Here is an 11,658-nt window from a genome sequence, read left to right as displayed (position 1 = left end):
GTTACGCGAATAAATTCGCGTTAACCCTGCTTCTTGAGCAGGAGGGCGATATGGGCGGGGCTGGTGGGCTTCTGGTAGAGGTACCCCTGGGCTTCGTCGCAACCCAGCTGCCTGAGCAGGTCGTTTTCCCGGGGCTGCTCCACTCCCTCGGCAATTACCCCGAGGCGGAGCAACTGGCCCATCTTCACCATCAGCTCCACCAGCCCCAGATCCTGCTCGCTCTCGGTCATGCGGCTGACGAAGCTGCGGTCTATCTTCAGCCGGTCTATGGGCAACTCCTGCAGGTATTTCATGGAGGAATAACCGGTGCCGAAGTCGTCCATGGCCACCTGTATGCCCCGGGCGCGCACAGCCTGCAGGGTGGCAATCAGTGCCTGGTGGTCTTCCATCATCATGGACTCGGTGATCTCCAGTTCCAGCAGCCCGGGGGGGATGCCGGTCTGGCCGACGACCCGGTCGAGGCTGTCGATAAAACCCGGGTCCTTGAGCTGGCGGACCGACACGTTCACCGCCATGCGCAGGGCCTGGCCGGTGTCCCGCTGCCAGGCCAGTTGTTGGTGACAGGCCTGCTCCAGCACCCAGGCGCCGATGGGCACTATGCTGCCGGTGCTTTCCGCCACCGGGATAAAGGTGTCGGGCGGTATCAGGCGATCGTCGTTGTGCCAGCGCAGCAACGCCTCGGCGCCGATGATGCGCCCGCTGTTCAGGCAAATCTGGGGCTGGTAGCACAGGCTCAGCTCTTTTAAATCCAGGGCGTGGCGCAGCCGGGTGGCAATCTGCAACCGCTGATGCAGGGCCAGCTCCAGGGTTTCGCCAAAGATGGCCACGGCCCCGCGATGATCGGCCTTGCACTTCTTGAGGGCGATGCCGGCATTTTGCAGCAGGGTCTTGGCGGTGCTGCCATGCTGCGGGTACATGGCCACCCCCAGGGTCAGGGACGCGGGAATGTCGTAGCCCTGCAGACTAAACCCCTGCCGGAGGGAGTCGTTCAGGCGCTGGCTGATGGCCGTTATCTCATGGCCATGGCAGGCGGGTAGTACCAGGCCGAAGGTATCGGAAGAAAGCCGGCCCAGGGAGTTGTGGCTGCCGAAGACCATCTCCAGGTGGCGGGCCATGCGGATCAGGGTCAGGTCACCCACCTGGTGGCCCAGGCCGTCGTTGACCGCCTGAAAGTTGTCGATGTCGGCCAGCAGCACCACAAAATCCTGCCCCAGGGTAATCTGCTTGCCCAGGGCATACATGAAGCCGGTGCGGTTAAGCACGCCGGTCAGGTGATCATTGAACGCCAGATCCTCGATTTTTTCGAACAGGCTGGCATTGTCGTAACCCACCGATACATAAAGCCCGAACAACTGCAGCAGGTGGCGCAGGGCGTCATCGAGTTCCGTTGCGGTGGGAACCACAAACACCAGCTCATCGCCCTGAGGGGTGTGGATGTACAAGGCGGCGAGGTGAGTGGAAAACTGCGACTGGCGCCGGGCAAAGGCCTGCTCTATCTGCTCGCGCAGTAGTGCATCGTCCAGGGCGTCCAGGGGGTGTCCGCCATGGCGGGCCCAGGCGCCCGCCGCCACCTCTATCATGAGGCGGGTCGGCTCTTGCTCCGCCCGCCGGCACTGCAGCCCCTCTGCCTCGCTGCGCAGCAGCCGGCCAAGCTGCTGCAGTACGCTGGCCGAAAACCGCCCCGTCTGCCGCGCACCGAACAGTTCGGCCGCCCCCTGGATGATGTGCTCCAGGCCCTGGCGGTGGGCCTCGAGCTGCTCCTGCTGATGATAGCCGCGCAAGGCGGTGGTTACGGCGGTAATCAGGTGGGTGCTGGTCAGTTCGTTCTTTTGCTTGTAGTCGTTGATGTCGTAATCGCGCACGACTTTCAGCTCGGGAGCGTAACCGGGCTGGCCGGTACGCAGTATGATGCGGCTGCCATGCTCGCCGAGCTCTTCCCGGATAAAGCCGATAAGCTCGAGCCCGGCCTGCTCCGACTCCATTACCACGTCCAGCAGGATGCAGGCGAAGCGGGGCTGACTTTGCAGTATCTCGCGGGCTTGCCGGGCCGAGTAGGCGCTGGTAAAAGCCAGTGGCCGGCCCAGCAGTTCAACCCCCGAGAGGGCAAAGCGCGTGGCGGCATGCACCTGCTGTTCGTCGTCGACGATCAGCATGCGCCAGGGAGGCCGCACAGGACCATGCCCGGTTCCGGTCACCGGCTCTTCCGGCGCAAATTCAAAGACGTCGTGATCCGATCCTGATGGCATCCTGGTCTTGTCCCGTTAACTTTCCTGCTGAAGATGCTGTGGAATGGTAAAGCGCAGCGTGGTCCCGGCCTTCGAGCCGCTTTCCACGACCACCGAGCCCTTGAGCACATTTTTCACCAAGTTAAACACTATATGCAGGCCGAGGCCAGAGCCCCCCTGTCCCATTTTGGTGGTATAGAAGGGGTCGAATGCCTTGTTCAGAGCCTCCGTCTCCATCCCCTGGCCGTCATCGGTCACCGAGATGGCGACCCGGCCGTTTTCCTGCCTGGCGCTGATCCGGATGCAACCGCTGTCCCGGCCCTCAAACCCATGCACAAAGGCATTGCTGATGGCGTTGACGATGATCTGGCCGATGGGGCCGGGGTAGCTGGTCATGATGATGTCGGGGGGCACCGCCACTTCAATATGATAGCTGGACTTTTTTGTTCTGGGCCTGAAGGTGTACACCACTTCGTCGATGACTTCTTTCAAATCGAAGCGGCGGTGCTGCATGCTGGTCTGATCCACCGCTACCTGTTTGAAACTGCCGATCTGGCGTATGGCCATGGCCAGGCTGGATTCGGCAATCTGCAGTCCTTCCTGCAGCTCGGCCATAAAGCCGTCCAGGGTCGAACGCTTCAGGCGGCCAGCGGCAATGGCGGCGGCCATTTCCTGCTGCTTCAGGGTCAGGGCCGTGAGCACCGTCATGCTGTTGCCGATGGGGGTATTGATCTCGTGGGCAATGCCGGCCACCAGGCTGCCGAGGGCGGCCAGTTTTTCCGATTGGATCAACAGGTTCTGGGCTTCCTTAAGGTTGGCCAGTGCCTGCTCAGCCTCGTTTTTGGCTTCCGACAGGGCCTGTTCGGTACGAACTTGCAGGGCAATGGTCCTGTTGTATTCATCGATAAGCAGGCCCAGTTCATCGTTGGACGACCAGTCGACCGGTACGCGCTGTCCGCTTGACTGGTATTGCCGCAAGGACTCGGACACCTGGTGGAGCGGGCGCAATATGGTCCAGCGGAAGATCAGGGTGGTGGCTACCACCAGGCTGGTGAACAGCAGTACCAGCAGTACCAGCAGCACCTTGGCGTTGCCGAGCATATTGGCACCCAGGCTCTGGCCCGGGGCGAACTGATGCAGGGTAACGGTGGCAATATAGCGCTCTCCCTGAGGGGACGGATAGATGACCGGGCTGCGGAATAAAAAATAGCGGTCGGCGGTGTGCTCGCAGCTCCCCAGGCTGACCGGCGGATTCTGCACCACGACGCCGGAGCTATGTATCAGCTCAACACAATGAATGTCCGCTTCGTCGAGCGAGGAACGCAGGATATTCTCGGTCACCGAATGAGACAACTGCCACACCGGTTCGGCCAGCAGGCGGGCCAGGTTGTCGGCCCGTTGCTGGCCGAAACTTTGCGCCAGCGCCTTTTCCTGACGGAATTCATTCCAGGAAAAGGTGATCATCACTGCCAGGGTAACCAGAAAGAGCACCGGTATTATCCGCAGCAGAAAGGCACGGGTCAGTGGCTGGTAAAAAGGTGAAGGCACCGGGTGGCTCCTCTAGTGCGGGCGGCTTTGTTGCCAGTGCAGTACAGCCCGGTCCAGGTGCCGTTCCATACGCTGCGCTTCGGCTATCCGGGCCAGGGCGGCGGACAAGCGCGCCTGCAGCGCCTCGGTGTTGCAGGGCGATGCCCCGGACAGGGCTAGATACAAGGGTTGGCGGGTAACCGCCCGGGGGAGGGGCTGAATATTATCCAGGCCCAGCAGTTCGGCATAGGCCTTGCCCGGATTATCCTCGTAGATCAGGTAGTCGGCCCGCTGCTGGGAAAGCATCATCAGCCCTTGCTCCAGGCTGCCGACCTGCTCGATGTTCAGGTGCTCCCGGGCGAAGAGGTCGAACTCCTGACCGAAGCTGTTGTAGGTCACGGTCACCCCGGCATGGGGGATTAAATCGTGCCATTCCCGAAATTCGAAACGGCTGTCCAGGTGGGTCCAGATGGCGGTACGGGTGTGCAGAAAAGCCGGGTAGAGATAGTCCATCCATTCGCTTCGGGCCTGGGTAAAAAAGGCACCGGCCATCATGTCGACCTGGCCGGCGGCCACTTCTTCCTGGGTGCGGCCCCAGGGGCCGCTGTCCACCAGGGTGATCTCGATGCCGGCCAGCTCGGCCAGATCCTCCAGTAAATAGCTGACCGCACCGGTGAGGTGGCCGGGGTTGGTTGAGTCCCGCCACAGATAGGGCGGATATTCCGCATTGCCGCTGGCGGATAGCGTGGTACAGGCCGAAGCGGCATTGGGCGCCGCAGAAAAAGCCGCCGTCAGCAGCGCAAAGGCGAGGGCGGTGCCGGCCTTGTTGTTTTTCCTGTTTATCATGCTGCTCCCTGCACTGGCACGAATCCCACTCACTATTAGCCTAAGTGATTGAAAGAGAAAAGACAGTGATTAAACTCACGCGCGTGGCAGCGAGGTGTTCCGCCGGCCCGCCGGTGCCGTTGCGATCGCTTGTTATAGAGCTGCAGCGGCCGGGTTTAGTGTTATAATCCGCGCTCCCCCAGATCCACCCTAATGCAGAACGTTGTTGAACAGGAGTAGTCATGCAAGCAAAAGTTGCCGTCATCATGGGCTCTAAGAGTGACTGGCCCACCATGCAGGGCGCTGCGGAAATCATGGATAAACTGCAGGTCGCCTATACAGTGGAAGTGGTGTCGGCCCACCGTACCCCCGACAAGCTGATGGAATTCGGCGAGCTGGCCGTGGCCCGCGGGTATGAAGTCATCATCGCCGGTGCCGGCGGCGCCGCCCACCTGCCGGGCATGGTGGCGGCCAAGACCCGCCTGCCGGTGCTGGGTGTGCCGGTGCAAAGCAAGGCCCTGAGCGGGCTCGACAGCCTCTTGTCCATCGTGCAGATGCCCAAGGGCATTGCCGTGGGTACCCTGGCCATCGGTGCCGCCGGCGCCTTCAATGCCGGCCTGATGGCCTGCCAGATCCTGGCCAACAACGACGCCGCCCTGGCCGAACGGCTGGAGGCCTTCCGCACCGAGCAGACCGAGGCGGTGCTGAGCCAGCCGGATCCGCGGGAGGAAGCATGAGCCGTATCTGGGTTCTGGGCGCCGGCCAACTGGGCCAGATGCTGAAGCACGCGGGCATGCCGCTCGATCTCGAAGTGTGCCCGGTGGACATCGAGTCGGAAGAGACCTTTCCGCTTAAACCCCACGAGCAGGTGACCGCCGAGCGTGAACAGTGGCCGGAAACCGCCGCCACCCGCCAGTTGGCGAGTCATCCGGGCTTCGTCAACCTGCAGACTTTCCCCATACTGGCGGATCGCTTCACCCAGAAGTCGCTTATCGACAAGTTGGCGCTGGCCACCGCACCCTGGCGCCTGGTGGAAGCCGACACCACCGCCGAGGCCCTGCATCAGGCCCTGGGCGAGCGGGTGCTGCTCAAGCGCCGCACCGGCGGCTACGACGGTCGCGGCCAGCACTGGCTGCGTGAGCCGGGCCGGGATGCCATTCCCGATGACTGGCACACCCAGGCCATCGCCGAGCAGGCCATCGATTTCGACGAGGAAGTGTCCATCGTCGGTATGCGTGGCGACGACGGCCAGTGCCATTTCTACCCGCTCACCCTCAACCTGCATGTCAACGGCATCCTGCTGGGCTCGGTGTCTCCCCTGGCGCGGCTGGCCCATCTACAGGACGAGGCCGAGGGCATGCTGGGCAAGCTGATGAACGACCTGGACTACGTGGGCGTGATGGCGATGGAATGCTTCCGGGTGGGCGATCACCTGCTGATCAACGAGCTGGCGCCCCGGGTGCACAACAGCGGCCACTGGACTCAGGCCGGCGCCAGCGTCAGCCAGTTCGAGGCGCACCTGCGCGCCGTGGCCGGCCTGCCCCTGGTCAAGCCGCGGGTGAAGAACCTGAGCGTCATGGTCAACCTGGTGGGCACCGAGCGGGACAACGGCTGGCTGGCGGTGGACGGTGCCGAGCTGTACTGGTACGGCAAGGAAGTGCGCCCCGGCCGTAAGGTGGGGCACATCAACTTCTGCCTCGACAGCCAGGCCGAGACCCGCTCGGCCCTGGACCAGCTCGAGCCCCTGCTGCCCGCCAACTACGGCCAGGTACTGGACTGGCTGCGCAGCCAGCTCGACTGAGCCCCAAAGCCCCGCTCCGGCGGGGTTTTTTAATATCCACCCTCCCGGGTTTTATCTCCCGCCCCGCGTTCTATCTTGTCACCCCCGCGAAGGCGGGGGTCCATCAATCTCTATAGCCCGGGCCGCATTCTCAGGATCGGTACCCTCTGCCCTGGATGCCCACCTTCGTGGGCATGACGGTGTGGATATCGCCCACGAGCGCTTTTCTGTCGCTTCCGTGCCGGCGAGGGGCCATGTACATCTCTTTGATTTGTCACTCACTCTTCATCTCATCCCCTGCCGGCTCTGCTAGTCTTTAGAAGGTTTTTTTATCCTTCAAGGAGAATACGATGAGCGCGAAGAACATTCTGATGCTGGTGGGCGACTATGTGGAAGACTACGAGGTGATGGTGCCTTTCCAGGCGCTGCTGATGGTGGGTCACCGGGTGGACGCGGTCTGCCCCGACAAGCAGGCGGGCGAACAGATCCGTACCGCCATTCACGACTTCGAAGGCGACCAGACCTACAGCGAGAAGCCGGGTCACAACTTTACTCTCAACGCCAGCTTCGCCGACATCAACGAGGCGGACTACGACGCCCTGGTGGTGCCGGGCGGCCGGGCGCCGGAATACATCCGTCTCAACCCGCGGGTGCTGGAGATGGTGCGTCACTTCGGGGATGCCGGCAAGCCCATCGCCGCCATCTGCCACGGCGCCCAGCTGCTGGTGGCCGCCGGCGTGGTCAAGGGCAAGGGCTGCTCCGCCTATCCGGCGGTGGGGCCGGACATCGGCCTGGCCGGCGGCGACTGGGTGGACATCCCGGTGGATCAGGCCCATGTAGACGGCAACCTGGTCACGGCCCCGGCTTGGCCCGCCCATCCCGCCTGGCTGGCGGCTTTCCTCCAGCTGCTGGGCACCCGCATCAGCCTCTGATCCCATCCTTTTTCGTCGTCCCGGGCGCCCTGGCGCCCGGGACGACGCTCTCGTCTTTAATCTTGCCTGCTGTTGTCCCTCCGGCGAAGTTGTTATGCTGAGTATCCACTCTATTCGGCACGGAAATCGGGATGATGACGGCAGGCAATGTCAGCCAATGGTTTGAACGGCATAAAAAATGGGGTTGGCTGCTGCTGTTGCTGGCCCTGGCCTTGTTCTGGCTGTGGCGGGGCGAGTTGCTCCGGGCCCAGGCCCAGGCGCCCGACTCGCAGGCGCCTGCCGCCATACCGGGTCCCAGCGTCGAAGTGACCCTGTTCCATGCCCAGGCCTACCAGCCCCGTATCCTGCTTCAGGGCCAGTTGCTGCCCAGCCGCCAAGTGGTGTTGCGCGCCCGCGTCAATGCCACCGTGATCACGCTGCCTCAATTGGGGCAGGCGGTGGCGGAGGAGGACAGCCTGCTCGCCCTGAGCGAGGACGAGCGCCGGGCCAACCTGGCCCGGGCCGAGGCCGAACTGGCGCTACGCCAGGCGGAAGTCACCGCCGCCGAGCGCCTGCGCCGCAGCAATCTGATTTCCGAAACCGACTACCTGGGCCTGAGATCCGCCGCCGCCGCCGCCCGGGCCGCCTTGGATGGGGCCCGGCTGGCGCTGGATTACACCCGTATCAAGGCACCCTTTGCCGGCAGCATCGACGCCCTGCCGGTGGAACTGGGCGACTTCGTGCAGGCGGGGGATCCCCTGCTGACCCTGGTGGATGTTTCCGCGCTTAAGCTCAGTGCCCATGTGCCCCAGTTGCAGGTGGCGGAGCTGCAACCCGGCCTGCCGGTGACGGCGGTGCTGCTGGATGGCCGGGAGCTCGAGGGCGAGCTTACCTTTGTGGCCCGCAGTGCAGATTCCCAGACCCGCAGCTACGCCCTGGAGGCCCGGCTCGACAACCCGATGCAGTGGCGGGTGGCCGGGGCCAGTGCCGGCCTGCGGATAGCGCTGCCGGAGCGGCTTGCCCACCGGCTGTCGCCGGCCCTGCTGGCCCTGGATGAACAGGGCCGGCCCGGCATCCGGGTGGTGGATGAAGAAAACCGGGTGCGCTTTATGCCGGTGACCCTGCTCGGCATCACCCCGGAGCAGGCCTGGGTGGGCGGCTTGCCGGAGCGGGTACGCATCATCACCCGGGGCGCCGGTTTTGCGGCGCAAGGGGAGGCGGTGACGGTTACCGAGCGGGAGCAGGCGGAATGAGGGCGATGATACAGGCGGCGGTGGAGCGCAGCCGCGCCACCCTGATGGCTTTTATCTTCCTGCTGCTCGGTGGCTACGGCGCCTACCAGGCGATCCCTAAGGAAGCCAACCCGGACGTGACCATTCCCATGATGTACGTGTCCATGGGGCTGGAGGGCATCAGCCCGGAAGACGCCGAACGGCTGCTGGTGCGGCCCATGGAGCAGGAGCTGCGCACCCTGGCGGGCATCAAGAAGATGAGCTCCACCGCCAGCGAGGGCCACGCCTCGGTGATGCTGGAGTTTGACGCCGGTTTCGACCCCAGACGGGCGCTGCAGGACGTACGTGAAAAGGTGGACTCGGCACGCAGCAAGTTGCCGGAGGAGGCCGATGAGCCGGTGGTGCACGAGATCAACGTGGCGTTGTTCCCGGTGTTGTCGGTGGCGTTGTCGGGGCCCCTGTCCGAGGCGGAGCTGGTGATCATCGCCCGCCGCCTGAAGGAGGAGATCGAAGGCATTCCCGAGGTGCTGGAGGTGGACATCGGCGGTGACCGGGAAGACGTGCTGGAGATCGTGGTCGATCCCCAGGTGCTCGACAGCTACGGCATCGACTACACCCAGCTGTTCAACCTGGTGTCGCGCAATAACCGGCTGGTGGCCGCCGGCAGCCTGGACACCGGCGCCGGCCGGCTGGCGGTGAAGGTGCCGGGGGTAATAGAGGATCTGGACGATGTGCTCGGCCTGCCGGTAAAGGTGGACGGCGATCGGGTAGTCACCTTCGGCGACGTGGCCAGCATTCGCCGCGACTTCAAGGATCCCACCGGCTTCGCCCGCATCAACGGCGAACCCGGTGTGGTGCTGGAAGTGAGCAAGCGCGCCGGGGCCAATATCATCAACACCATCGCTCAGGTCAAGGGGTTACTGGAGCAGGCTGGCCCGCTGCTGCCGGAAGGGGTGGAAGTCAACTACATCATGGATCAGTCGCTCCAGATCGAAACCATGCTCGCCGACCTGCTCAACAACGTGCTCACCGCCGTGGTGCTGGTGCTCGTCCTTATCCTGGCTACCATGGGCCTGCGCTCGGCGGTGATGGTGGGGCTGACCATTCCCGGCGCCTTTCTCGCCGGCATTCTGGTGATCTGGTCCATCGGCTTCACCATGAACATCATAGTGCTGTTCTCGCTGATCCTGGTGGCCGGCATGCTGGTGGACGGCGCCATCGTGGTGTCGGAACTGGCCGACCGCAACCTGCATGATGGCCAGCTCCCGGCGGACGCCTGGGTGAACGCCGCCCACCGCATGAGCTGGCCGGTGATCGCCTCTACCGCTACCACCCTGGCGGTGTTCGTGCCGCTGCTGTTCTGGCCTGGGGTGGTGGGGGAGTTCATGAAGTACCTGCCCGCTACCGTCATCATCTGCCTGCTGGCCTCATTGGCCATGGCGCTGGTGTTCCTGCCCACCATGGGCGGCGTGAGCCGGCACAAGCCCCGCTATAGCCGGCCGGTGATGGTGCCCGGGCTTGAACTGTACCGTGCCGTATTGAGCCGGCTGCTGCGCCGGCCCGGGCTGACACTGGTCGGCACCCTGGTCATCATCGGGCTGATGTATGCCGCCTACGCCCGCTTCAACCACGGGGTGGAGTTCTTCCCCGCTATCGAGCCGGACAGTGCCCAGCTGCAGGTGCGCGCCCGGGGCGATCTGTCGGTGTACGAGAAGGACGCCATACTGCGCGAGGTGGAGCAGCGGCTACGGGGGCTGACCGAGGTGAAGGCGCTCTATGCCCGCAGCTTCGCCATGGCCGACGGCCAGATGGGTACCGACGTGATCGGGGTGTTGCAGTTCCAGTTTACCGACTGGCACCGGCGGCGCCCTGCCAACGCCATCAAGGAGACCATGACCGAGCTGACCCGGGGCATTCCCGGCGTGGTGCTGGAATTTCGCGAGCAGCAGATGGGGCCGGGAGCGGGCAAGCCGGTGGAGTTACGGGTGTCGGGCACCGACGACGGTGCATTAAGCGAGGCCACGGACCGGATCCGGGCCGCGATGCAGGCCCTGGGCGGCTTTGCCGACATCGAGGACAACCGCACCCTGCCGGGCATAGAATGGCGCATTCGGGTCGACCGGGAGGCCGCAGCCCGCCTGGGCGCAGATGTGCTGAGCGTGGGCAACGCGGTGCAGCTGGTCACCAACGGCCTCAAGCTCGCCAGCTATCGCCCCGAGGACGCCACCGATGAGGTGGACATCCGGGTGCGGCTGCCCCAGAGCTGGCGTTCCCTCGATCAGTTCTCGCGCCTGACCCTGAACACCAGCCGCGGCCAGGTGCCGCTCAGCCACTTCGTGACCCTGAGTCCGGCGCCCAAAATCGGCACCCTGCACCGGGTGGACGGGCGGCGCACCATCACTATCCAGGCGGACATCGCCGAGGGTTACCGGCTGGATGAACGATTGGCGGCCCTGGCGGGGCGGGGGATCGAGCTGCCGGCCGGGGTCGGCCTGATGGTGGCGGGGGAGGACGCGGACCAGCGCGAGGCGGCGCAGTTCCTCACCACCGCCTTTGGGGTGGCGATATTCCTGATGACGCTGATCCTGGTCACCCAGTTCAACAGCCTGTACCAGACCGCCCTGGTGCTCTCGGCCATCGTCTTTTCCACCGCCGGGGTGCTGATGGGGCTCTTGCTCAACGGCCAGTCCTTCGGCATCGTCATGGTGGGCATGGGCATCATCGCCCTGGCCGGCATAGTGGTGAACAACAATATCGTACTGATCGACACCTACAACCAGCTGCGCGCCGACGGCCTGCCACCCTTCGAGGCGGCCCTGGAAACCGGCTGCCTGCGCCTGCGCCCGGTGCTGCTGACCGCCATTACCACTGTGTTGGGGCTGATGCCCATGGTACTGGGGGTAAACGTGGATCTGCTCGCTCCCAGCCTGGGCATAGGCGCGCCGTCCACCCAGTGGTGGACCCAGCTCTCCAGCGCCATCGCCGGTGGACTGGGTTTCGCCACCCTGCTGACCCTGTTGCTCACCCCCTGCATGCTGGTGCTGGGGGCGGGCAGGAAGCGGTTTCATCGTCGGGCTGATTCGTAGGGTCGACTTCAGCCGACCGAAACATGGTGCAGGAAGCCCGCCCGCATGGGGAACAGCACCGTGGTCGGGGCA

General features: G+C 64.3%; 8 protein-coding genes. 5 read left to right on the top strand and 3 right to left on the bottom strand.

Features of this window, described 5'->3' with window-relative positions; genetic code table 11:
- Nucleotides 1-20: 20 nt before the first annotated feature.
- Genes ACEVBK_RS11830 through ACEVBK_RS11820 form a run of 3 tightly spaced genes read right to left on the bottom strand, consistent with a single transcriptional unit; the run spans nt 21 to nt 4,598 of the window.
- Nucleotides 21-2,246 (bottom strand): EAL domain-containing protein, encoded by a 2,226-nt coding sequence (locus tag ACEVBK_RS11830; protein WP_375055145.1) that lies wholly within the window; start codon nt 2,244-2,246, stop codon nt 21-23.
- Between the two features lie 15 nt (nt 2,247-2,261).
- Entirely contained in the window at nt 2,262-3,773 is a 1,512-nt protein-coding gene (locus tag ACEVBK_RS11825) for a sensor histidine kinase (RefSeq protein ID WP_375055144.1), read from the bottom strand.
- A 12-nt stretch (nt 3,774-3,785) separates the two neighbouring features.
- Nucleotides 3,786-4,598, bottom strand: coding sequence for a substrate-binding periplasmic protein (locus tag ACEVBK_RS11820; RefSeq protein WP_375055143.1), 813 nt, complete (start codon nt 4,596-4,598; stop codon nt 3,786-3,788).
- Nucleotides 4,599-4,819: 221 nt separating this feature from the next.
- On the opposite strand from ACEVBK_RS11820, the gene purE reads away from it, so the two are divergent.
- From purE to ACEVBK_RS11795, 5 genes are all read left to right on the top strand, one after another.
- Nucleotides 4,820-5,314: a 5-(carboxyamino)imidazole ribonucleotide mutase gene (purE, locus tag ACEVBK_RS11815; RefSeq protein WP_375055142.1), complete on the top strand. Its 495-nt coding sequence runs from the start codon at nt 4,820-4,822 to the stop codon at nt 5,312-5,314.
- Nucleotides 5,311-6,378, top strand: coding sequence for a 5-(carboxyamino)imidazole ribonucleotide synthase (gene purK, locus ACEVBK_RS11810; RefSeq protein ID WP_375055141.1), 1,068 nt, complete (start codon nt 5,311-5,313; stop codon nt 6,376-6,378). Before purE ends, purK begins: the two co-directional genes overlap by 4 nt.
- Before the next feature lie 329 nt (nt 6,379-6,707).
- The gene (locus ACEVBK_RS11805) at nt 6,708-7,289 is read left to right on the top strand and encodes a DJ-1/PfpI family protein (protein WP_375055140.1); all 582 of its coding nucleotides are present in this window, start codon (nt 6,708-6,710) and stop codon (nt 7,287-7,289) included.
- A gap of 131 nt (nt 7,290-7,420) precedes the next feature.
- Nucleotides 7,421-8,521, top strand: a complete 1,101-nt coding sequence (locus tag ACEVBK_RS11800) for an efflux RND transporter periplasmic adaptor subunit (protein WP_375055139.1) — start codon at nt 7,421-7,423, stop codon at nt 8,519-8,521.
- Nucleotides 8,518-11,586: an efflux RND transporter permease subunit gene (locus ACEVBK_RS11795; protein ID WP_375055138.1), complete on the top strand. Its 3,069-nt coding sequence runs from the start codon at nt 8,518-8,520 to the stop codon at nt 11,584-11,586. Before ACEVBK_RS11800 ends, ACEVBK_RS11795 begins: the two co-directional genes overlap by 4 nt.
- Nucleotides 11,587-11,658 lie beyond the last annotated feature (72 nt).

Source organism: Zobellella sp. DQSA1 (assembly GCF_041950555.1).
In the GTDB taxonomy this organism is placed as follows: Bacteria; Pseudomonadota; Gammaproteobacteria; order Enterobacterales; family Aeromonadaceae; genus Oceanimonas.
This window is presented reverse-complemented; position numbering and strand designations above follow the sequence as displayed.